General features: G+C 72.0%; 20 protein-coding genes. 3 read left to right on the forward strand and 17 right to left on the reverse strand.

What is annotated here, in order from left to right; all coding sequences use genetic code 11:
* Positions 1 to 74: 74 nt before the first annotated feature.
* Positions 75 to 1649, reverse strand: coding sequence for a glutamine-hydrolyzing GMP synthase (gene guaA / locus HNR67_RS01825; RefSeq protein ID WP_185000273.1), 1575 nt, complete (start codon positions 1647 to 1649; stop codon positions 75 to 77).
* 78 nt (positions 1650 to 1727) lie between these two features.
* Here guaA and HNR67_RS01830 point away from each other — a divergent pair, with 78 nt between their 5' ends.
* Together HNR67_RS01830 and HNR67_RS01835 are read left to right on the forward strand one after the other, a co-directional pair.
* Entirely contained in the window at positions 1728 to 2435 is a 708-nt protein-coding gene (locus HNR67_RS01830; protein ID WP_185000275.1) for a phosphotransferase, read from the forward strand.
* Between the two features lie 27 nt (positions 2436 to 2462).
* Complete coding sequence (locus HNR67_RS01835; RefSeq protein ID WP_185000277.1) at positions 2463 to 3920, forward strand: aldehyde dehydrogenase family protein; 1458 nt, start codon at positions 2463 to 2465, stop codon at positions 3918 to 3920.
* On the opposite strand, the gene HNR67_RS01840 is transcribed toward HNR67_RS01835, so the two are convergent.
* From HNR67_RS01840 to guaB, 6 genes are all read right to left on the reverse strand, one after another.
* Positions 3910 to 5379, reverse strand: coding sequence for an FAD-dependent oxidoreductase (locus HNR67_RS01840; protein WP_185000278.1), 1470 nt, complete (start codon positions 5377 to 5379; stop codon positions 3910 to 3912). The two genes, HNR67_RS01835 and HNR67_RS01840, sit on opposite strands and share 11 nt — an antisense overlap.
* Before the next feature lie 62 nt (positions 5380 to 5441).
* Positions 5442 to 6986, reverse strand: coding sequence for an FAD-dependent monooxygenase (locus HNR67_RS01845; RefSeq protein WP_185000280.1), 1545 nt, complete (start codon positions 6984 to 6986; stop codon positions 5442 to 5444).
* Between the two features lie 163 nt (positions 6987 to 7149).
* Positions 7150 to 8817 carry an FAD-dependent oxidoreductase gene (locus tag HNR67_RS01850; RefSeq protein WP_185000283.1) on the reverse strand — a complete coding sequence of 556 codons (1668 nt, stop codon included), beginning with the start codon at positions 8815 to 8817 and terminating at the stop codon, positions 7150 to 7152.
* Positions 8818 to 8875: 58 nt separating this feature from the next.
* Positions 8876 to 9388 (reverse strand): GNAT family N-acetyltransferase, encoded by a 513-nt coding sequence (locus HNR67_RS01855; protein ID WP_185000285.1) that lies wholly within the window; start codon positions 9386 to 9388, stop codon positions 8876 to 8878.
* Positions 9385 to 10512: a GuaB3 family IMP dehydrogenase-related protein gene (locus tag HNR67_RS01860; RefSeq protein ID WP_185000287.1), complete on the reverse strand. Its 1128-nt coding sequence runs from the start codon at positions 10510 to 10512 to the stop codon at positions 9385 to 9387. Before HNR67_RS01860 ends, HNR67_RS01855 begins: the two co-directional genes overlap by 4 nt.
* A gap of 61 nt (positions 10513 to 10573) precedes the next feature.
* A complete protein-coding gene (guaB, locus tag HNR67_RS01865) occupies positions 10574 to 12085 on the reverse strand; it encodes an IMP dehydrogenase (protein WP_185000290.1) in 1512 nt (503 codons plus the stop codon).
* A gap of 138 nt (positions 12086 to 12223) precedes the next feature.
* Here guaB and HNR67_RS01870 point away from each other — a divergent pair, with 138 nt between their 5' ends.
* Complete coding sequence (locus tag HNR67_RS01870; protein WP_247755625.1) at positions 12224 to 12610, forward strand: DUF5319 family protein; 387 nt, start codon at positions 12224 to 12226, stop codon at positions 12608 to 12610.
* Between the two features lie 86 nt (positions 12611 to 12696).
* On the opposite strand, the gene HNR67_RS01875 is transcribed toward HNR67_RS01870, so the two are convergent.
* The 10 genes from HNR67_RS01875 to HNR67_RS01920 all read right to left on the reverse strand — a co-directional run bounded on the left by HNR67_RS01875 (position 12697) and on the right by HNR67_RS01920 (position 21728).
* Positions 12697 to 14031, reverse strand: coding sequence for a metallopeptidase domain-containing protein (locus tag HNR67_RS01875; RefSeq protein ID WP_185000292.1), 1335 nt, complete (start codon positions 14029 to 14031; stop codon positions 12697 to 12699).
* 101 nt (positions 14032 to 14132) lie between these two features.
* Positions 14133 to 14786, reverse strand: a complete 654-nt coding sequence (locus HNR67_RS01880) for a DUF1345 domain-containing protein (protein ID WP_185000293.1) — start codon at positions 14784 to 14786, stop codon at positions 14133 to 14135.
* A complete protein-coding gene (locus HNR67_RS01885; RefSeq protein WP_185000294.1) occupies positions 14779 to 15645 on the reverse strand; it encodes a CPBP family intramembrane glutamic endopeptidase in 867 nt (288 codons plus the stop codon). The genes HNR67_RS01880 and HNR67_RS01885 overlap by 8 nt, the downstream gene beginning before the upstream one ends.
* The gene (locus HNR67_RS01890) at positions 15642 to 16781 is read right to left on the reverse strand and encodes a PrsW family intramembrane metalloprotease (protein WP_185000295.1); all 1140 of its coding nucleotides are present in this window, start codon (positions 16779 to 16781) and stop codon (positions 15642 to 15644) included. Before HNR67_RS01890 ends, HNR67_RS01885 begins: the two co-directional genes overlap by 4 nt.
* Positions 16778 to 17311, reverse strand: a complete 534-nt coding sequence (locus tag HNR67_RS01895; protein ID WP_185000296.1) for a hypothetical protein — start codon at positions 17309 to 17311, stop codon at positions 16778 to 16780. Before HNR67_RS01895 ends, HNR67_RS01890 begins: the two co-directional genes overlap by 4 nt.
* Before the next feature lie 118 nt (positions 17312 to 17429).
* The gene (locus HNR67_RS01900) at positions 17430 to 18407 is read right to left on the reverse strand and encodes an anti-sigma-D factor RsdA (protein WP_185000297.1); all 978 of its coding nucleotides are present in this window, start codon (positions 18405 to 18407) and stop codon (positions 17430 to 17432) included.
* A gap of 2 nt (positions 18408 to 18409) precedes the next feature.
* The gene (locus HNR67_RS01905; RefSeq protein WP_185000298.1) at positions 18410 to 18982 is read right to left on the reverse strand and encodes a sigma-70 family RNA polymerase sigma factor; all 573 of its coding nucleotides are present in this window, start codon (positions 18980 to 18982) and stop codon (positions 18410 to 18412) included.
* Positions 18983 to 19272: 290 nt separating this feature from the next.
* Positions 19273 to 19869, reverse strand: a complete 597-nt coding sequence (locus HNR67_RS01910) for a response regulator transcription factor (protein ID WP_086781717.1) — start codon at positions 19867 to 19869, stop codon at positions 19273 to 19275.
* A gap of 81 nt (positions 19870 to 19950) precedes the next feature.
* Positions 19951 to 20871 (reverse strand): hypothetical protein, encoded by a 921-nt coding sequence (locus HNR67_RS01915; RefSeq protein ID WP_185000299.1) that lies wholly within the window; start codon positions 20869 to 20871, stop codon positions 19951 to 19953.
* Entirely contained in the window at positions 20868 to 21728 is an 861-nt protein-coding gene (locus HNR67_RS01920) for a MerR family transcriptional regulator (protein WP_312989487.1), read from the reverse strand. Before HNR67_RS01920 ends, HNR67_RS01915 begins: the two co-directional genes overlap by 4 nt.
* Positions 21729 to 21751 lie beyond the last annotated feature (23 nt).

Genomic DNA, 21751 nt, shown 5'->3' on the forward strand with positions numbered 1-21751 from the left:
AACACTCCGGGCGGTTTTGGCTGCTGCCGGAGTGTTGGCCGTTGTGGGACGGGGTGTTGGCCGTTATGGGGCGGTCATTCCCACTCGATGGTGCCCGGGGGCTTGCTGGTGACGTCCAGGACGACCCGGTTGACGTCGTTGACCTCGTTGGTGATCCGGGTGGAGATGCGCTCCAGCACGTCGTAGGGCAGCCGGGTCCAGTCCGCGGTCATCGCGTCCTCGCTGGAGACCGGGCGCAGCACCACCGGGTGGCCGTAGGTGCGGCCGTCGCCCTGCACACCCACCGAGCGCACGTCGGCCAGCAGCACCACCGGGCACTGCCAGATGGTGCGGTCCAGGCCGGCCGCGGTCAGCTCCTCGCGGGCGATGGCATCGGCCGCGCGCAGGAGGTCCAGGCGGGCCGCGGTGACCTCGCCGATGATCCGGATGCCAAGGCCCGGTCCGGGGAAGGGCTGGCGGTGCACGATGACCTCCGGCAGGCCCAGCTCCAGGCCGACCCGGCGCACCTCGTCCTTGAACAGCGCGCGCAGCGGCTCGACCAGCTTGAACTGGAGGTCCTCCGGCAGGCCGCCGACGTTGTGGTGGCTCTTGATGTTGGCCGCGCCGGTGCCGCCGCCGGACTCCACCACATCCGGGTACAGGGTGCCCTGGACCAGGAAGTCGTAGTGCTCGCCGGACTGGCCTGCCTCGGTCTGCAGATCGCTCGCGGCCTGCTCGAAGACCCGGATGAACTCGCGGCCGATGATCTTGCGCTTCTCCTCGGGGTCGGTGACCCCGGCCAGCGCGGTGAGGAAACGCTCGCGCGCGTCCACGGTGACCAGGCGGACGCCGGTGGCGGCCACGTAGTCCCGCTCGACCTGGCCCCGCTCACCCGCGCGCAGCAGGCCGTGGTCGACGAAGACGCAGGTCAGCCGGTCGCCGATGGCCCGGTTCACCAGCGCGGCTGCCACCGCGGAGTCGACCCCGCCGGAGAGGCCGCAGATGGCCTTGCCGTCGCCGACCTGGGCGCGGATCAGCGCGACCTGCTCGTCCACGATCGAGGAGGTGGTCCACTGCGGCCGCACACCCGCGATCTCGTGCAGGAAGCGGCGCAGCACCTCCTGGCCGTGCGGGGAGTGCATGACCTCGGGGTGGTACTGGACCCCGGCGAAGCGCCGCTCGACGTTCTCGAACGCCGCGACCGGCGCGCCGGAGCTGGTGGCGGTGACGGTGAAGCCCTCGGGGGCCTTGGTCACGCAGTCGCCGTGGCTCATCCACACCGGGTGGTGGCCGGGCAGGTCCTCGTGCAGCACCCCGCCGTCCTCGGCGATGGCCAGCTCGGTGCGGCCGTACTCCCTGGTGCCGGTGTGCTCGGTGGCCCCGCCGAGGGCGACCGCCATGGCCTGGAAGCCGTAGCAGATGCCGAACACCGGGATGCCTGCCTCGAACAGCTTCGGGTCGACCTGCGGGGCGCCGTCCTCGTACACGCTGGACGGGCCGCCGGAGAGCACGATGGCGGCCGGGTTGCGCTTGATCAGCTCGTCCACCGATTCGGTGGAGGGCACGACCTCGGAGTACACCTGGGTCTCGCGCACTCGGCGGGCGATCAGCTGGGCGTACTGCGCGCCGAAGTCGACGACGAGCACGGGGCGGTCGGTGTTACTGGCCACCGTGGCGAACCTCCAGGTCAGGACCGGGATCGGGGAAATCGATTCTCCCAGCCGCACGGGCCCGGTTAACGTCCGGGGGTGGAGCAGGAGCAGCAGCTGGGCGCGGGCGTGACGCAGGTCGCGCGGGCCGGGGACACGGTTCGACGCACCGCCAGCGGGTGGACACCCGCCGTGCACGAACTGCTGCGTGGTCTGCGCACCGCCGGGTTCACCGAGGCGCCGGAGCCGCTGGGCTTCGACGAGCAGGGCCGGGAGGTGCTCAGCTTCGTGCCGGGCGAGGTCGGCGACGACCCGCGCGGCGAGGCGGCGGTGATCTCGGCGGCCCGGTTGCTGCGGCGGTTCCACGACGCGAGCGCGACCCTGGTGGACCGGCTGCCGCACACCGGCTGGCAGTTCCCGGCGCTGGACCCGGCCGAGGTGATCGTGCACGGGGACTTCGCGCCGTACAACCTGGCCTTCGCCGGGCAGGACGCGGTCGGCGTGATCGACTTCGACACGGCCCGGCCGGGTCCGCGCTGGTGGGACATCGCCTACTCGGCCTACCGGTTCAGCCCGCTGCCGGACTTCGCGCACCGGGCGGACCTGTTCTGCACGGCCTACGGGCGTGAGCTTGCCGAGCCGGAGCTGCTGCCCGGCCGGGTGGTGATCTTCCTGCGCTGGCTGGCCGGGCTGATCAGGGAGCAGGCCGCGGCGGGTCACCCGGCCTTCAGCCAGCACCTGGCCGAGGGCCACGACCTGGGCTATCTGGCCGACGCCGAGCGGATCGCCGGGATCACCCTGTGCTGAGGCCGGGGGCAGGCTTACGGTGATTCCATGACCGACCTCGAGCCCCCGAAACCCCGCCCGTCCTGGATCGCCGGCATCGCCGAACCCGGGGTCACCGAACTGGTCGTGCGCCATCCCTTCGACGGCAGCGAGGTCGCCACCGTCGGGGTGCCAGGACCGGAGCAGGTCGAGCGCGCCGTGGCCGCGGCCGCCGCGGTGTTCACCGAGTTCCGCTCCTCCCCCGCGCACCTGCGGGCCAACGCGCTGGCGCACGTCTCCCAGCGGCTGGCCGAGCGCACCGAGGAGATCGCCGAGATCATCACCGCCGAGAACGGCAAGCCGCTGAAGTGGGCGGTCGGCGAGGTCGGCCGCGCGGTGCACACCTTCCGGCTGGCCGCCGAGGAGGCCCGCCGGTTCACCGGCGAGCTGACCAGGCTGGACACCGATCCGGCCGCCGAGGGCCGGGTGGCGATGATCAAGCGCATCCCGCGTGGCCCGGTGCTGGGCATCTCGCCGTTCAACTTCCCGCTCAACCTGGTCGCGCACAAGGTCGCCCCGGCGCTGGCGGTGGGCGCGCCGATCATCATCAAGCCCGCCCCGCGCACCCCGCTGACCGCGCTGATCCTTGGCGAGATCCTGGCCGAGACCGATCTGCCGGCCGGCGCGTTCTCGGTGCTGCCGGTGGGCAACGAGGCGACCGCGGCGCTGGTCAAGGACGAGCGGCTGCCGGTGGTCAGCTTCACCGGCTCCGGGCCGGTGGGCTTCTCGATCATGGACTCGGCGCCGCGCAAGCACGTGGTGCTGGAGCTGGGCGGCAACGCGGCCGCGGTGGTCTGCGGGGACTGGAGTTCCGAGCCGGATCTGGACTTCGCGGCCAAGCGGATCGCGTTGTTCAGCAACTACCAGGCCGGGCAGTCCTGCATCGCGGTGCAGCGGGTGCTGGTGGACCGCTCGGTGTACGAGGACTTCCTGCCCCGGCTGGTCGGCGCGGTCGGCGCGCTGCGCACCGGCAGCCCGCACGACCCGGACGTGGAGGTCGGCCCGCTGGTCGACGTGGCCGCGGCCGAGCGGGTGGAGCAGTGGATCTCCGAGGCGGCCGAGGCCGGGGCGAAGATCCTGGCCGGTGGCACCAGGGACGGGTCAACGGTGGCGCCGACGGTGCTCACCGAGGTGCCCAAGGACGCCAAGGTCTGGTGCGAGGAGGTCTTCGGGCCGGTGCTCGCGGTGGCCGCGGTGGACGGCGTGGACGAGGCCTTCGCCGAGGTCAACAACTCCGCGTACGGGTTGCAGGCCGGGGTGTTCACGCACGACATCCAGACCGCGTTCCGGGCGGGCACCGAGCTGGAGGTGGGCGGCGTGATCATCGGCGACGTGCCGTCCTACCGCGCGGACCAGCTGCCCTACGGCGGCGTGAAGGGCTCCGGCGTCGGGCGCGAGGGCGTGCGCACCACGATGACCGATTTCACCGAGGAGCGGGTGGTGGTGCTCACCGGCGTCAGCTGGTGAGTCCCTGGGCGAAGCGGAACACGCCGTCCGGGTCGTACCGGGCGGCGGCCGCGCGCAGCCGGGCCAGGTTCGGGCCGTAGTAGGCCTGCGCCCAGTCCCGCTGCGCCGGGTCGAGGTAGTTGACGTAGCTGCCCTTGCCGACCAGGCCGGGCAGCGCGGTCTGCACGTCGGTGACCGCGCTGGTCTGCCTGGCCGCGTCGGCGCGTTCGGCCGGGGCGTAGATCTGCACGCTGGCCAGGGCCTTGCGGTGCGGGAAGGCGGTGTCGGCCACGCCGACGTCGCCGACCGCGCCGCCGAGGCCGTCGAAGAGCAGGTCCATCTTGCGGCCCTGGATCTGGCCGACCACCTGGTCCAGGCCGGTGATCTTGTGTTCCATGATCCGGGAGGCGGCGGCGAAGCCCTCGCGCCTGCCGCCGCCGCTGCCCGCGAAGTGCCGCATCGCGTCCAGGTAGCCCTTGGGCTGCACCAGCCGCTGGCCAGGACGGGCTCCACTGGCGCTGATCAGCCGGTCCAGCAACGGGTTCAGCCCGGCCGCGCCGCCGACGTAGCACCCGGCCACCACCGGCACCGGGGGCGCGCCGCCGAGCAGGTGGCAGATCGACCACAGCTCGGGCGCGGCGGTGGTGATCCAGTCCTGCCAGGCGCCGAGCACCGCGGCCCCGGACCCGGCCGGGAAGCGCAGCGAGAACACGGTCAGCCCCGGCGCGGGCACGGTGCCGAACTCGAACTGGGTGACGACGGCCAGGTTGCCGCCACCGCCGCCGCGCAGCGCCCAGAACAGCTCCTGCTCGGAATCGGCAGAGGCGGTGCGCAGCGAGCCGTCCGGCAGCACCACCTGGGCGGAGCGGAGGTGGTCGCAGGTGAGGCCGAATTTCCGGGCCAGCACGCCGATCCCGCCGCCGAGGGTGAGTCCGGCGATGCCCACCGAGGGGCAGGACCCGGCGGGCAGCGCACGCCCGGCGCGGGCCAGTGCGGTGTAGACGTCGGCGAGTTTGGCGCCGGCGCCGATGCTCACGGTGCCGTCCGGCCGCACCCGCACGGCGTTCATCGGCGAGACGTCCAGCACCAGCCCGCCGGCAGGCGCGCTGTACCCGGCGTAGCTGTGCCCGCCGCTGCGCGCGGCCACCGGGAGCTTGGCCCGGCGGACCACGTCCAGGCAGGCCTGCACCTGCTCGGGGGTGCCGCAGCGGGCCAGCGCGGCGGGCGGGGCCGGGCTGAGCGCGGAGTTGAACGGGGACCAGGCGTTGCCGAACTCCGGGTCCGAGGGCAGCAGCAGGCTGACCTTGCCGCGCAGACCCGCCCAGTCCGGCGGCGGGGGCGGGCCGGTGCTGCCGGGCGGGGGCGGCGCGCTGCCACTGGTGGTGGTGCTGATCGGGGCGGTCTCACCGCTGCCGCACGCGCCGGTGGCCAGTGCCGCGGCGCCGATCCCGGCCAGCCGCAGGAATCCACGACGGTCCATCCGTTCACCTCCTGCCGTACAGGAGACGCCTGATGGGGTGCCCGCGTTGGGTGTAAGCCCGGTCACCACCCGGTCGCGCGACGCAACGCGCTGACCAGCCCGGCGCCGAGGTCCCCTGCCCGCAGCACCGCGGCCAGGTGACCGTCCGGCCGGACCAGCGCGGCCGAGCCCGGCGGCATCCGCAGCGCCTCGGCCAGCGCGCCGCCGTCGGATGCCTCCTCCAGCGGCTGCACGTGCACCGGCGGGCCCTTGGGGATGCGCGGCCGGGAGGCCACGGTGAGCAGGTGGAACTCGGGGCCGAAGTGCGGGCGTAGTCGCCCGTGGCCGGTCAGCGGGGCATCCGGGCAGAGCACGCCGGGCAGGGGCGGCCTGGCCTCGCCGGGATCACGCGGGAAGGCGGAGATCTCGGTGGGCTGGGCGGGCGTGGTCAGCGGGGAGTCCAGGTAGTAGAAGGGCTCGGCCAGCTTGCCGGAGTCGATCTTGGCGCGGGCCGCGGCCTCGCGCACACTGCGTTCCAGCACGTCCCGGCGGTAGGCCTGCTCGGCACCGGTGCGCGGCACCAGGAAGCGCATGGTCTCGCCGGTGACCCGCAGGTTCTCCCTGGCCGCTGCCCGGCGTTCGGCGTCGTAGGAGTGCAGCAGCACCGGTCCGCCCCAGCCTGCCCGGTCGAAGGCGATCTTCCAGGCGGCGTTCTCCGCGTCCGCGATGCCGGAGTTGAGCCCGCGCGCGCCGAAAGGGCTCATCACGTGCGCGGCGTCCCCGGCCAGCAGCACCCGGCCGATCCGCATCGCGGGCACGCAGCGCTGGTGGAAGCGGTAGACCGAGGCCCATTCCAGCTCGTAGTCGGCATCCCCGACCACCGAGCGGACCAGCGTCTCCAGCCCGCCGTTGGCGCGCTGCTCGGTCAGGTCGAAGTCATCCGGCACCTGCCAGTCGATCCGCCAGCGGCCGTTGGGCTGCGGGTGCACCAGCACCTGGCGGCCGGGGTTGGCGGGCGGATCGAAGTAGAAGCGGCGTTCCGCGGCGTGGGTGAGCGGGGCGCAGATGTCGGCGATGAGGAACTTGTCCCGGAAGCTGTAGCCCTGGAACGGCAGGTCGAGCAGCTGGCGGACCAGCGAGCGCGGGCCGTCGGCGGCCAGGCAGTGGCTGCCGCGGAAGGTGCGTTCGCCCACCGGCGCGGCCACGGTGACCTCGACGCTGTCCCGGTTCTGGCTCAGTCCGACCACCTTGTGCGCCAGGTGCACGGTGATCAGCGGCTCGGCCGCGACCCGCTCGTCCAGCAGCCGTTCCAGGTCGGTCTGCGGCAGGTTCACGAACGGCGGGAAGCCCGGCCGGTGCGGCAGTCGGACGGTGAGCACCTCGTGCTCGCGGTAGTAGGTGCGGCCGGTGTGCCAGGTGACCCCGGCCTCGGCCACCCGCTGGCCGAGCCCGACCCGCTCCAGGATGTCCAGCACATCGCCCTGCACGCAGATGGACCGGCTGCCGACGGCGGAGCGCCGGGGGGCCGCCTCCAGCACGATGCTCGGCACTCCGGCCCTGGCCAGGAGCAGCGCGCCCATCAGTCCGACCGGGCCGCCGCCGACCACGAGCACACACTCCGCACTCATGCCCGCTCCCTGACGTCCTCTATCGGCTGATCCATCCCCACACTGTGCCAGCGGTCACACTCGCGCGGAACATTCCGTGATGGATCAGCTACATGCCGTACCCCAACGGCCGAGATCGTCACCATTCCGCCCACTGAGCGTGATCTCCAGGGGCGGAACGGCCTCAGCTGACGATGGGCAGCCGGAGCGCGCCGGGCGCGGCCGTCGGCACCGCCGGACTGACCGGCGGGATGGGCGCGAGCCGCTGGTACGGGGCGTCCTGGGCCGGGCGGATGTCCCGCTCGCCCTTGTTCGGCCACAGCGAGAGCGCCCGCTCGGCCTGGGCGGTGATGGTCAGCGAGGGGTTCACCCCGAGGTTCGCCGAGATGGCCGAGCCGTCCACGATGGACAACCCCGGGTAGCCGTGCACCCGGTGGTAGGGGTCGATCACACCGTGCTCGGCGTCCAGGCCGATCGGGCAGCCGCCGAGGAAATGCGCGGTCATCGGGATGTTGAACATCTCGCTGATCGCCCCGCCCGGGATGCCGTCGATCTTGTCAGCAGCCAGCTCGGCTGCCTTGACCCCGGCCGGGATCGAGTTCGGGTTGGGCGCGCCGTGGCCCTGCTTGGAGGTCAGCTTGCGCCTGCCCAGCCAGGTCTTGCGGGTGAAGGTGGTGATCGAGTTGTCCAGGCTCTGCATCACCAGCAGGATCACCGTGCGCTGGCTCCAGTCCCGCACCGAGAGGTTGCGCAGGGTCAGCAGCGGGTGCCGCAGCATGGTGGCCACCGCCGGGGCCTGCAGCAGGCCCATCGCGTTGCTGCCCTTGCCATAGCGGACCGGCTCGATGTGGGTGACCTCGTCCGGGTGGAAGGAGGAGGTGATCGCCACGCCCCTGGTGAAGTCCCGGCTCGGATCGATCTTGGACGCCTTGGCGCCCAGGATCGCCTCGGAGTTGGTCCTGGTGAGCTGGCCCAGCCTGCCGGAGATGTCCGGCAGCGAGCCGTTGTCCCGCAGCTTGTGCAGCAGGTTCTGGGTGCCCCAGGTGCCGGCGGCCAGCACCACCTGGGCGGCGGTGAAGGTCCGGCGGCCCTTGCGCAGCCAGGACCCGGTGCGCTCGGTGCCGATCACCCAGCCCCCGCCCTCCCGGCGGCGCAGCCCGGTGACCGTGGTCAGCGGGAAGACCTCGGCGCCCTTGCGCTCGGCCAGGTAGAGGTAGTTCTTCATCAGGGTGTTCTTCGCGCCGACCCGGCAGCCGGTCATGCAGGAGCCGCATTCGGTGCAGCCGGTGCGCTCGGGCCCGGCGCCGCCGAAGTACGGGTCGGCCGCTGGTTTGCCCGGCTGGTCGAAGAACACGCCGACCGGGGTGGTGGTGTAGGTGCCCGCCACGCCCATGTCCTCGGCCACGTCCTTGATCACCTGATCGGACGGGGTGGTGGTCGGGTTCGGCACCACGCCGAGCATCCGGGTGGCCTGCTCGTAGTAGGGCGCGAGTTCGGCCTCCCAGTCGGTGATGTGCGCCCACTGCGGATCCCGGTAGAACGGTTTGAGCGGCCGGTACAGCGTGTTCGCGTAGTTCAGCGACCCGCCGCCGACCCCGGCCCCGGCCAGGATCAGCACGTTGCGCAGCAGGTGGATCCGCTGCACGCCGAAGCAGCCGAACTTCGGCGCCCACAGGAACCGCTTGAGGTCCCAGGAGGTCTTGGCGAACTCCTCGTCGGCGAAGCGGCGCCCCGCCTCCAGCACCGCTACCCGGTAACCCTTCTCGGCCAGTCTCAGCGCCGAGACGCTGCCACCGAAGCCGGAACCGATCACCACGACGTCGTAGTCGTTGTTACTGGCGAGTTGGGTCATGCAGCCAAGGTAGGCAGAACGCGTCGCCGCCGCTAGAGGGTGTTACCCGAAGTAACGATTAAGACGAAGGCAGATCCGATCGGACCATCCCGTAGACCACGATGTCCCGGCGCGCCCCGTCCCGGAGCTGGGCCCCGCGCAGCACGCCCTCCCGGCGCAGCCCGGCCTTCTCCAGCGCGCGCTGCTCGGCCCGGTTCTCCACATCGGTGGACGCCTCCACCCGGTCCAGGTCGGTGCTGGCGAACAGGTGCTCGACCAGCAGCCGCTGGGCGGCCACGCCGAGCCCCCGGCCACGGGCCGAGGGCAGCAGCGCGATGCCGAAGTTCCACGCCGTGCAGGCGTAGGACGGGCCGTAGGAGACCGGGTGCCAGGAGACGTCGCCGACCAGCTCGCCGGTGATCTGGTCCACCACCACCGCGTGCCCGGCCTCGAAGCTGATCAGCTGCTCGCGCTGGTCCCGGTCCACGTCGAAGGCGCCGTCGCTGCCGTTGTCCAGCAGCTCCTTGTCCCCCGCCGCGAACTCGGCCAGCGCGACCAGGTCGTTCTCCGCCAGGATTTCCCTGACCGTCACGTGCGCACCGTCAGGCCGACCTTCTGGAACTCCTTCAGGTCGGAGTAGCCGGTCTTGGCCATCGCCCTGCGCAGCGCGCCGAAGAGGTTCAGCGTGCCGAACGGGCTGGTGGCAGGCCCGAACAGGACCGACTCCAGGCTGTGCCCGCTGGTGTAACCGGCCACGTCGCTGCGCGGCAGCGAGGGGTGCGCGGCGGCCGCGGTCCAGTAGTAGCCCTGGCCGGGCAGGTCCTGGGCCTCGGTGAGCGCCTCGCCCAGCATCACCGCGTCCGCGCCGCAGGCGATGGCCTTGGCGATGTCGCCGGAGTAGACCAGGCCGCCGTCGGCGATCACGTGCACGTACCGGCCGCCGGTCTCGTCCAGGTAGTCCCGGCGGGCGGCCGCGGCCTCGGCGATCGCGGTGGCCATCGGCACCCCGATGCCCAGCACCCGGTTGGTGGTGCTGGCGTGCGACTCGCCGTAGCCGACGATGACCCCGGCCGCGCCGGTGCGCATCAGGTGCATCGCGGTGCGGTAGTCGCCCACCCCACCGGCGATCACCGGGATGTCCAGGTCGGCGATGAACCGCTTGAGGTTGAGCGGCTCGCCGTCCCGCGAGACGTGCTCGGCGGAGATGATGGTGCCCTGCACGATGAGGATCTCCACGCCCGCGGCCAGCAGGTCGGGGGTCAGCTCCTCGGCGTGCTGCGGGCTGACCCGCACCGCCACCGTGTTGCCGGACTCGCGCACGGTCCGGATGGCCTCGGTGAGCAGGTCCACCCGGATCGGCGCGGCGTGCAGCTCCTGCAGCAGCCGCACCGCGGCGGCCGGGTCCTCTTCCTCCTCGGCCGCCTGCACCACGCGGAAGAGCGCGTCCTCGGCGTTGGCGTGCCGGGCCCACACCCCCTCCGCGTTGAGCACGCCGAGCCCGCCCAGCTCACCGAAACGCACCGCGGTGGCCGGGGAGACCACCGCGTCGGTGGGGTGGGTGATCAGCGGGATGTCGAAGCGGTAGGCGTCGATCCGCCAGTCCAGCGACACGTCCTTGGAGGAGCGGGTGCGCCGGGAGGGCACGATCTCGATGTCGTCAAGCCCGTAGGCACGCAACGCGGTGCGCCCGGCACCGATCTCCACCTGGTCCCGCACGTCGATCCTCTCTTACTGTCCGAAATGCACTGTCCACCCACGATCGTCCCGGCAGGACGACTCAGCGGGTGGTGTAGTTCGGCGCTTCCACGGTCATCGTGATGTCGTGCGGGTGGCTCTCCTTGAGCCCGGCCGCGGTGATCCGGACCAGCTGGGCCTGCTGGAGCTGGGTGATGGTGGCCGCGCCCGCGTAACCCATGCCCGAGCGCAGACCGCCGACGAGCTGGTGCACCACGTTGGACAGCGGGCCGCGGAAGGGGATCCGGCCCTCGATGCCCTCTGGCACCAGCTTGTCCTCGCTGAGCACGTCGTCCTGGAAGTAGCGGTCCTTGGAGTAGGACTTGGCCTGGCCGCGGGACTGCATCGCGCCCAGCGAGCCCATGCCGCGGTAGGTCTTGTACTGCTTGCCGTTGTGCAGGATCAGCTCGCCCGGCGCCTCGGCGGTGCCCGCGAGCAGGCTGCCCAGCATCACCGTGCTGGCCCCGGCCGCGATGGCCTTGGCGATGTCGCCGGAGTACTGGATGCCGCCGTCGCCGATGACCGGGACCCCGGCCGCGGCACAGGCCAGCGATGCCTCGTAGATCGCGGTGATCTGCGGCGCGCCCACGCCGGCGACCACCCGGGTGGTGCAGATGGAACCGGGGCCGACACCGACCTTCACGCCGTCCGCGCCCGCCTCGACCAGCGCCTGCGCGCCGGCCCTGGTAGCCACGTTGCCGCCGATGATGTCGGTGGACTCGCCCAGTTCCTGCTTGAGCTTGGCCACCATGTCCAGCACGTTGCGCGAGTGCGCGTGCGCGGAGTCCACCACGATCGCGTCCACGCCCGCGTCCACCAGGGACATCGCCCTGCGGTAGGCGTCATCGCCGACACCGACCGCGGCGCCGACCACCAGGCGGCCGTCCGGGTCCTTGGTGGCCAGCGGGTACTGGTCGGTCTTGACGAAGTCCTTGACCGTGATCAGCCCGCGCAGCTTGCCGTCGCCGTCGATGATCGGCAGCTTCTCCACCTTGTGCCTGCGCAGCAGGCCGAGCGCGGCCTCGGCCGACACGCCGACGTGCGCGGTGACCAGCGGCATCTGGGTCATGACCTCCCGCACCGGGCGGGTGTGGTCGACCTCGAAGCGCATGTCCCGGTTGGTGATGATGCCGACCAGGCGGCCCTGCTCGTCGGTGACCGGCAGGCCGGAGATGCGGAAGCGGCGGCACTTCTCGTCCACCTCGGCCAGGGTGTCCTCCGGCGAGCAGGTGACCGGATCGGTGACCATGCCGGCCTCGGAGCGCTTGACCACCTCGGCCTGGGCGGCCTGCTCCTCGACGGAGAGGTTGCGGTGCAACACGCCGACCCCGCCCTGGCGGGCCATGGAGATGGCCATCCTGGCCTCGGTGACGGTGTCCATCGCGGAGGAGACCAGCGGTACCCGCAGGGTGATGTTGCGGGAGAGGCGGCTGGTGGTGTTGACCGCGCCGGGCACGACGTCGGACTCGGCGGGCAAGAGGAGGACGTCGTCGAAGGTCAGGCCGAGCATGGCGAACTTCGGCGGGATGCCGTGAGCGGTGAGCTCGCTGGTCATGACTGGTGTCGGCCTTCCTGGTGCGCCGGTCCCACGGTGGTTCCCGCCGGCCCGGTGGAGCCAGCGGAACGGGTGACCACATGCTAACCGGCCGACCGGCGGCAACACCTCCGGCCGCGAGCCAGGTACCGTGCCCACGTGCCGCACAACGCGTTGCCGCCCGATCCCTTCGCCGGGGATCCGGAGGACCCGGCCCTGGTGCTGGGTGAGGCAGAGGAGGAAACGGCCGAGCCACTCGGCGAGGACGAGCGTGCCGACCTGCTCGCCGACCTGGCTGATCTGGCCGTCTACCAGGCACTTCTGGAGCCGCGTGGACTCCGCGGCATCGTGGTGGACTGCGGCGACTGCCGGGAGCCGCACTACCACGACTGGGAGTTGCTGCGCTCCAGTCTGCAGCAGCTGCTCGACGACGGCCGGATGCGCCCGCACGAGCCTGCCTACGACCCGGACCCGGCCAGCTACGTGAGCTGGGAGTACTGCCGGGGCTACGCGGATGGCGTAACTCACACCGAGGGCGAGCGGTAATTCAGCTCACGGTGTGACCAGGTCCCGCGCCCCCGGGCTGGGGACACGGGACCTAGGTCATCGGGTTTTTCACTTCAAGGTGATTTTCAAGGCCGTTCGATGCGGCTGTGCGCCGCGGCGTTGTCGTTGCGCGCCTGCTGCCGGTTGGCCGGGGTCACGCACACGTCGTCACCGGGCCAGGCATCCCGCCAGACGAAGCCCTGCACGCAGGTGTGCGGGCCGTAGGGGCCGTTGTACCAGCGGGTGTTGGCCAGGTTGTTGTCCGTGGCGTTCTGCTGCCGGACCGCGTGGCTGACGCACACGTAGTCCTGCTGGTCGGCATCCCGCCAGACCCAGCCGCTCTTGCAGGCGTTGGGGCCGTAGGTGTTGCCCTGCACGGTGTTGGTGCTCACGGTGACTGTGGCGGTGTTGCCGCTGACGCCGTTGATCCGCACGGACACGCCGTTGGCGTCCAGTGACTGCACCGGGTGCCGGTCGCCGCCGCGGGTGCGCAGCAGGTACGGGGTGCCGTTGCGCACCTCGTTGAGCATCACGATGTCGGCCGGGATGCCCGCGCTCCAGCCGGTCTTCTTGCGGAACTCCACCGTGTAGTAGCGGTAGGGATCGTTGGCGTCGAAGGGGATGCGCAGCAGCTGGGTGCCCGCGGTGCCGGGGGTCTCCAACGCGGACAGGGTGATGGTGCGGGTGCGCACGCCGTCCGCGCCCAGGGTGAACACCCGGTCCCGGCTCAGCCAGCCGAGCTTGTCCCGGAAGTAGCCGTTGAGCCCGACCGCGCTGGTGCCGAAGCGCGCGGTCTGGAAGGTGTGGATGTTCATCGCGGACTGGATGTCCCACGGGTTGTCGTACTCGCCGATCTGCGCCCACTCGACGTTGCGGTAGGTCGGGTCGTCGGAGAAGGAGTGGCCGAGGCCGTAGCCGTGCAGCATCTCGTGCGCGGCGAAGCCGACGTTCCAGGCGCCTGGGTCGAGCAGCACCCGGTCACCGGCCGCGCCGGAGTCCACCCAGTCGTTGAGGATGGCGATGATCCGGTGCCCGGCCGGCACGGTGTAACCGTTGCTGGCGGCGGTGTTCACGCAGTCCTGGATCTTGTCCCAGCGGTTCTTCGGGCGCTGCTGCTCCAGGGTGAACGGCATCGTGTACCAGCCGCGCACCGTCGAACCGTGCAGGGTCACCCGGCCGCGGGACTGGTCGGCGAAGTAGTCGGCGAGGCCGCCCTGCCCCGCGCCGTCCTGGGTCAGGAAATCGCGGAAGAACTGCGGGTTCTGCGGCTCCTGGGCCTTGTCCTTGAACTTGCACAGCAGCACCGACCAGCCGGTCTGCCCACGCACCGGCACCGCCTGCGCCGGATTGGCCAGCACCAGGCCGATGCCGCCCACCAGCAGGGCCAGCGCCATCGCCGCCCATGTCCGCCGTTGTCTCACGTCACTCCTCCAAAGAAGTTGGCGGAGCGGAAACTAGTCGGCGAAAACGGACTAATCGGGCAGCTGCCCGCGCTGCCGCACCTTGGGGCGGCAGCCCTGCCCTATCGCCCGGTCAGCACGCCGATCGCGATGCCCAGCAGGGCGGTGTTGTACAGAAAGGACATCGTGCTGTGCACCAGCACGGCGTAGCGCAGCTCGCGGCGGCGCACGGTGACGTCGGAGACGGCGAAGGAGGTGCCGATGGTGAAGGCGAAGTAGGCGAAGTAGGCCAGGTTCGGCTCGTCCTCGTCCGGGAAACCCAGTCCCTGCCCGCCCGCCAGCTCGTAGTGCAGGTGTGCGTACCGCTCAGCGAAGCCGAGGTGCAGCATCAGCCAGGCGAAGATGATGGTCGGCGCGCCGATCAGCTTGATCAGGAAGGTCAGCTCGCCGTCCATGCCGAACCGGTCGTAGAGCACGATCATCAGTCCGGAGAGCACGCCGACCAGGCTGGCCAGCACGGTGGCCACGAAGCCCAGTTTCCGCCCGGCGACCGTGCGCAGCCAGGCCGGTGAGCCGTCCTCCCGCTCGGCCATGCCCAGCCGCGCGTCGCGCACCCGGCGCCAGCGCAGCAGCACGTAACCGAAGGCCACCAGGTTCCACACCGCCAGCAACAGCACACTGGACACGCTGACCAGCTCGCCAAGCACCGCGGCCAGGCCGAGCAGGATCAGTACCAGCTCGCCGAGGCGGTAGACCAGCCGGCGCGGGCTAACCACGGACCGCCCGCCGGGCCGGGGCGAACACCAGCGCGCAGCCGACCGCGAGCGCCACCGTGGTCAGCACGCTGGCCTCCAGGCCGAAGGCCGCGCCGTTGAGGATGCTGGGCTCGCCATTGCGCAGGCTCAGCAGCGCGGTCTGCACCGAGGTGCCCGAGACCGAGGCGCCGAAGACGTTGCCCTGCACCCAGTTCCACATCAGGTGGAAGCCGCAGACCCCCCACAGCCCGCCCTCCGCGATCGCCCACCCCGCGGTGAACAGCCCGAACAGCACCAGGTTCAGCACCGCGAGCACCTGCAGCCCGCCCACGTTCCCGGTGTGCAGCGCGGCGAACAACGCGGCCTGCACCAGCACCGCGGCGAGCACGCCCCAGCGCCGGGTGAGCGCCTGCAACAGGAAGCCACGGCAGAGCAGTTCCTCGGTGGAGCCCTGGATCGCGTACGCGGCCAGGGCGATCAGCACGCCCGGCAGCAGCGACCACCTCGGCTGCCCGGCGAACTCCATCTGTCCACTCAGGACAGCGATCAGCACGATCGCGGTGAAGGTCAGCAGCGCCGCCAGCATCCCGCCCAGCACCCGGCGCGGTGGCGCCTCGAAGCCGACGGTGGCGAACGGACGGCGTTCCTTGAACCGGATCCACAGCCACAGCACGAGCGCCACCGGGGCGAACCCGCCGAACAACATCGCCACCTGACCGCGCAGGGTGCCCTCCGGCGCGGTCGAGCCGGTCAGCAGCAGGTTGGCCGCCACCCCGCCGGCGCCACCGACCAGCAGCATCAGCAGTGCCACCACGACCAGGGCGAGCCAGGGGCCGGTCGGACGGCGCGCGGTGTCCATACCGGTGAGGAAGGAACTCATCGGACTCCTTGCTGCTCCAGGGCGAGACGAGCATGCCGCACGTCGTGCCGGGCCCGGTCGACGGAGGGGTCCAGCTCGTGGTCCGGGCTGTTCTCCAGCGCGATGGCCAGTGCCAGCTGCGCATCTTGGAGCTGATGCATCCGTTGCGCGCCAACGCTTCCGTACTGCCGCCTGGCCAGTCGGCGGGCCTTGCGCCTGGCCCGGCCGGTGCGCAACGCGTACACCTCGTGCGGGGTGATGATCTCCGGTTCCTCCTCGTGCACGGTGGCGGCGAACCAGGCGAACTCCTTGCGCGCGGTGTACCGGTAGACCAGCGCGAACAACAGCACCAGCACCGCGTACTTGGCCAGCGCGCCGAGCACGCCGAGCTGCCCGAGCAGCGGGGAGTTCCACAGCACGTGCAGTCCGTACCCGGTCAGCACCGCCCCGGCCGCGACCAGCACCCGGTGCCCGTAGGAGCGGTCGAGCGCGGTGCGCGCGTAGCCGAGGCCGAACCCGGCGATGCCGGTGAAGATCACGTGCGCGCCGACCCCGAACAGCAGCCGGGCCACCGAACTGCCCAGCGCGGCGGAGAAGTCGTCGTTGACGTCGGTGAGCGCGGCGTTGACCGCGTAGCCGAAGTTCTCCAGCGCCTCGAAGCCCAGCCCGACCATGGCGCCGTAGACCAGCCCGTCCAGCGACCGGTGCAGGTGCTCGCGGGCGATCACCAGGATGGCCACCACGCCGAGCCCCTTGAGCCACTCCTCGGAGAGCGGACCGGCCAGCGCCGCGCCCCAGTCCGCGGCGAAGCTCGCGCCGCCGGTCTTGCCTGCCAGGCTGAGCAGCGCGCCGTTGGCCGGGGCGGCCACCGCCGGCGCGATGAAGGCGCCCCACAGGAAGGCCAGCGCGAGCAGCACCGGCGGTTCCTTCTCGAACAGATCCAGCCGCCGGATCAGCACCGTGAACAGCACCACCAGCAGGCACTGCGCCAGCACCGCGGTGAGCGCGGCGATCGGCGCCCCGCCCGCGGCGTAGAGATCGCCGGCTGCGAACGAGCGCAGGCCGAAGAGCAGCAGGATCAGGTAGGCCCAGAACATCGGGCGGCGCAGCAGCACGGTCCAGCCCGAGCGCGGGGCCACCGGCGAGGTGATCGTCACGGCTCGATCACCACCCCGTCCAGCAGCCGCCGCAGCACCGGCGCGCCCAGGCCCTGCGCGGACACCGTCACCACCGGCCCCGGCCCGCCCAGCAGCACCAGCGTGCCGCCGCCGAACTCACCGGCCAGCCCGGTCAATCCGGTCGCGGTGCGTAGTTCACCCAGCGGGGTGATCGGCCGCCCCTGCAACTCGTACAACCGGGCGATCCTGGCGAAGGTCACCGCCGGGTCGAGCACCCCGGTCTTCAGCTCCACGGTGACGCCTGCCTGGTCCTGACCGGCGGAGAAGCTGTCCTGCGGAGTGCTGCTCGGCTGCCGGAACCCGGCCAGCGGACTCAGGTCCAGCCGCGCGTTCCCGGCGCCGTCCGAACGCAGGTCCACGGTGTCCCCGGCACGCACGGTGACCGTCGGCTCGACCAGCACGGCATCGGCCAGCAGCGGCAGGACCAGCATGCCGAACACCCCGGCGAGCAGTCCCAGCGCGCCCCACAGCCCACGCCACTCGAACCCCGGACCGCGCCATCGTGTCATCCGCACGCTCCCAGCCAGCTGATTCAGACGCTCCACAGTGGACCCGGGATTGCCCGGCGGCAAGAGCGCGAACACCCCCTGTTCGAGTGAGTCGAACAGGGGGTGCGCGGAGCTTTTCTCAGTTGTCCACAGCCGCCGGGGTCTCCTGGACCGTCTGCGGCGCGGTGGCCGGTGGCGGCGGAGGCGGTGGTGGCGGCGGGTTGTTCTCGGTGCTGCGACCGCCACCGCTGCTGCTGTTGCCGCCGCTGCCGGTTGGCGCCTCGGACGGCGAGGTGCTCGTGGTGCTCGACGGCGGCGTGGTGCTGGTCGGCACCGTGGTGGTCGCGGGCGGGGTGGTGGTGCTCGGGCTCGGCGGCGGTGGTGGCTCCGACTTGGAGGTGGTGGTCGCCGCGACCACCGGCGGCGGCTGCACCGGGGACGGGTTGCCGGTGTTCGGCGCAGGCGGCTCGCCGACCTGTTCCTTGAGCGTGTCGTGCTGCTGGGCCAGGGTGTCCTTGCCGTCCTCGGCCGCGACCGCGGCCAGCGCGGCGGCGGCCCGGTCCAGCGCGGCCTTGGCGATGTCCGGCCTGCCCTGCCGCAACGCGTTGGTGGCGATGTCCAGGTCCGCGCGCACCGAGGCGGCGGCCTCCACCGACCGGGCGTGGTCGGCGTAGAGCACCCTGGTCAGTCCCCAGAGGGTGTCGCCGGGTTCGGCGGAGCGGGCCGCGAGGCCGACCCCGGTGAACCCGATCGCGAGCACCGCGGCGGCGGTGGCCAGCGGGATGAGAAAACGGTGGCGGCGACGGCTCTGCGTCTTGGCCGCCTCGATGGTGGCCAGCGCGGTGTCCAGGTCGACCAGCTCGCCGATCGGCTCCGCGTCCACGTCCCGTCGCCAGGACAGCAGCAGTGCGGAGAGTTCCTGATCGCCGATGGAGCGATTCGAGTCCAGGTGCGCGGCGGACAGGCTGTCCAGCAGCATGTCGTCCGCACGGACCGCCATCAGGTCGACCGGGCCGTCGACCTCGCCGTGGTCGGTGGTCAACGGGTCCTCGGGCGCCAGTGCCCCGGCGCGCCGCCGTGCCAGTTCGACGTCACCTTGGTTGTGCTGCTCGGCCATGTTCAGACCACCTCCTCCGGTGCCAAGGTCTTGCGGAGCCTGGCGAGTGCCCGGTGCTGGGCCACCCGCACTGCTCCCGGGGTCGAGCCGACCGCGTCCGCGGTCTCCTCGGCGGACAGCCCGACGACCACCCGGAGAAGCAGGATCTCCCGTTGCTTCGCGGGCAGCACCCGGAGCAACTGGGCCATCCGTTCGGACAGCTCACCGTGCATGGCCCGCTGTTCGGGACCGGCTTCGGTCTCCGGGGCGTCTGGCACCTCGGGAACCGGTTCCGACCGATTGCGGGCGGCGCTGCGATGCGCGTCAGCCACCTTGTGCGCGGCAATGCCGTACACAAACGCCAGGAACGGGCGTCCCTGGTCGCGGTAGCTGGGCAACGCCGTCAACACGGCGAGACACACCTCCTGGGCAACATCGTCCGCGGAAGCGTACGAACGTTCCTGCCTGCCTACCCGGGCACGGCAGTACCGCACCACCAAGGGACGGATCGACGCCAGCAGACGGCCGATCGACTCTCGGTCGCCGCCGATCGCGGCGCCTACGACGGCGTCCAGTCCGTCCCCCGTGTTGGTCATCGTGGTGAGTAGCCCTGGTGTTACGCGCTGGCGGACTGACATAAAACGATTCACCGACCGTGGCCCGCCCTCCCGGTCCGCTTCACCGTACCCGCCGGGGTCCGGAGAACAGAGTGCCGGGGCGCAGACCGTGGGGAAAGCGAGACCAGCGCCCAGGGGGTCTGGCCTCGCGCGAATAGGTCACGGGGTGTGCCTGGCGGAGGTCCGCCGAACACACCCCGGCATGGCAGCAGGTAGCCCGGCGAGACGCCGAGCTACCTGCTTCGTCAGCGAGTATGTGGCCGCTGCGGTCAGGAGACCAGACCGCGGCGGAAACCGTGCGCGACCGCCTGGGCGCGGTCCCGGACGCCGAGCTTGCGGAACAACCGCCGCGCGTGCGTCTTCACCGTGTCCTCGGACAGGTACAGCTCGCGACCGATCTGTCCGTTGCTCTTGCCCTGGCTCATGCCCCGCAGCACCTGGAGTTCACGCTCGGTGAGCTGAACGCCGGGGTCGGAGGGCTGCCGGGGAGCGGGCACCGAGGTGCTCGCCAGGGTGTGCGCCAGCGCGGCGACCAGTTCGGGCCGCGAGGCGTCCCAGCGCAGGTAGCCGCGGGCGCCGCCGGCGATGGCCGCGGCGATGCTGCCCGCGTCGTCCGGAGCGCCGAACACGATCACGTTGGCCTGCGGGTGCGCCGAGACGAGACGCCGAGTGGCCTCCACCCCGGTCGGCACCGCGCGCTGGGTTCCCACCAGGACGACGTCGACCGCCTGCCGGGAGAAGCGCGCGAGCAGCTCGTCGCCGTGACCGACACAGTCGATGCGGCTGACCCCAGGGACGGCCGACATCACGCGAGTGAGACCCTCCCGGACGCTTCGCCGGTCATCACAGATCAAGACCGTCGTCACCGGGGACTCCTTCCTACAGCTGAGTGACGTTCCAACTCCCCTATCGGACGCTGACGGCGGAACCTTGACACGATCTGGTGCTTAATCCGTCAAGAAATTCATCCGGCTGGCCGCATCCCCCGGTTCACTAGAACGGAGCAACCACGAGGGTAACCACGCAGATCGGGCGGCCAACCGCCGTCCGGACGCGTCAGTCCGGCCTAACACCGTGGTCAGAGCCTCGCGAGCGCCATTCCGGTGATATCCGACCCGATCGGGTTCTGCCTCCGAGAGCAGTAACGCAGAGGGCCAGACGAGCGGCAGCAGCCCGTGCTGACCCCCGTTTTTGATCACACTGCGTAGAAAATCCACTCCGGTGGGTAACCCGAGAACGTGCTGCGTCACGCCCAGGACCAGCCCTGACTTGGTTTGATGCCGCACCGAAGAAGAGGTGTGAGCTAGGTCACATGCGTGTTTACTCGCTGGTAGGGCCTGGTGCGGGTCCCCCTTGGCGAGGGCGATCTCGGCCGCCACCCACCCGATCCGGACCCTCGGCCGCCAGTCCGGGTCACTTCCGAGAGTCGAAACCGCTTCGCCGTGCAGCCGGGCCGCCGCGGTCAGCCGGCCGCGGCCGATCGCGTCGGCCGCCAGACCGAGCAGGACGTCCACGACCACCGAGCGCAGTGGCTCGGGCGCGGGTGGCGCGATCGTGTCCTGGGTGAGCGGATAAAGCCCCGCTTGGGCCAGTCTGCGCAGCGCCTCGCCGTCGTGGCCCGCGGCCGCGGTGTGCGCGCCGAGCTGGCGGCGGTGCGAGGCCAGCGCGGTCCAGGCGGCCGCGGCCAGCACCGGGTCCCGGCCCTGACCGAGCGGGGTGAGGGTGGTCAGCGCGGCGGCGTAGTGGCCCTGGCCGCCGAGGGCGACCGCGGCGTACCAGGCGGCCCAGCCCCCGGCGGCGGCCTCGGCGAAGACGTTGTCGGCCGGGCGGTCGCCGAAGGCGGCCGCCCGCACCCGGTCCAGGTTCACCCCAGCGATGCTGCCAGTCGTTGCACCGCGTCACCCGGGCCGCCCACCCGGCGCACCTGGGGTGGCAGGTCGATCTCGGCCCAGCCGGGTCCGGCCGCGAACAGCGGGACCCGGCCCTTGGTCCGGTGGAAGAAGCGCGGCTCGGCCTGTTCGGGGCAGCCCGCCCAGAGCAGGATCGCGGCCGGGGACAGCCTGCGCACCAGCGCGGCCAGCGCCTCGGCCGGGAAGGCGGCCAGCAGTATCGTGCGCGGGATGCCGCGCTGGGCCAGCGCGGCGGCCAGCACCTGCGGCGGCAGCGCGCCGGGGTCGGCGCAGAACAGCAGCACCGGGTTGTCGGTGACCGGCAGCGGGGCGCCCACCTCGGCTGCGGCCAGCGCGGCCCGCACGCACTGCCCGGCCAGGTGGCTCACCGGCGGCAGCCCGCGGTCGGCCAGCGCGGCCAGCACCGGCCCGGCCAGCAGCTCCCAGGTGCGGGTCACCCCGTCCTCGGCGATCGCCTCGGCCAGCACCTCCTGCGCGGCGGCGGCGTCCATGGCCAGCAGCGCCCGGCCCAGCCCCCTGGCCCGGCGGCCTGCCCCGGGCAGCCGCAGGCCGCGGCCGATCCGGTGCGCCGAACTCCGCGGGGTCTCGGCGGGCGGCTCGATGTCCTCGGCGGTGCTGCGGGCGTAGCGGGCGGCCTCGGCCGGGGCGGCCCCGCGCAGCAGCGCGCGGTGCATCCGCTCCAGCCGGGCGATGTCGGCCGGGCCGTAGCGACGGTGCCGTCCGGTGGTGTGCCCGCCGGGGCCGAGGCCGTAGCGGCGGTCCCAGGTGCGCAGGGTGGCCGGGGCCACGCCGAGCCGGGCGGCCATCGCGGCCACGGTCAACCGGAGGGAGGACTCCT

Origin of the sequence: Crossiella cryophila, assembly GCF_014204915.1 — a bacterium.
In the GTDB taxonomy this organism is placed as follows: domain Bacteria; phylum Actinomycetota; class Actinomycetes; order Mycobacteriales; family Pseudonocardiaceae; genus Crossiella; species Crossiella cryophila.